2 protein-coding genes are annotated in these 550 nt (G+C 57.1%); both read left to right on the top strand.

All coding sequences use genetic code 11. The features are described 5' to 3' along the window. The coding region (locus AWU74_RS07655; RefSeq protein WP_238580250.1) for a tetratricopeptide repeat protein at window positions 1-347 on the top strand (347 nt) is incomplete at its 5' end. Further along, window positions 344-550 (top strand): tetratricopeptide repeat protein (locus AWU74_RS13605; RefSeq protein WP_162505043.1); only part of this gene is annotated, 207 nt, incomplete at its 3' end. The genes AWU74_RS07655 and AWU74_RS13605, both read left to right, overlap by 4 nt.

The raw sequence follows: 550 nt of genomic DNA, 5'->3' as shown, positions 1-550 counted from the left end.
AATGCCGGAGGTATATGATGAGTACGGAACACACAGACGCGGATGCATTTATTAAGGAAGGCGTTCTCTTTGCTGGACGGGAAGACTTCGACACCGCGATAGAATGCTTTACGGACGCGCTGAAGCTCGACCCGAATGACGCGTCAGCCTACAAGTGGCGCGGCGATGCCTATCGCAGCAAAGGCGACTACGACCGGGCTATCGCGGATTATACCCAAGCAATCAAACTCGACCCGAATGACGCGGACACAAAAAGGCTGCTTGTGTTAGTCTACAGTAGACGCGGCGGTGCCTATGTTATCAAAGGCGACTACGACGGTGCGGTCGCGGATTTAACCCATGGCTGAAGCTCGACCCGAATGACGCGGACGCCTACGCCGTTCGTGGCATTGCCTATCTCGACAAAGGCGACTACGACCGTGCGGTCGCGGATTTAACCCATGCGCTGAAGCTCGACCCGAATGACGCGGACGCCTACACGGATCGCGGACGTGCCTATCACAACAAGGGCGACCTCGACCGGGCGCTTGCGGATTATACCCAAGCGCTG

The sequence above is a fragment of the Treponema endosymbiont of Eucomonympha sp. genome, from assembly GCF_001028545.1.
The sequence above is the reverse complement of the archived record's forward strand: the minus strand, read 5'-3'. Positions and strand labels throughout refer to the sequence as shown.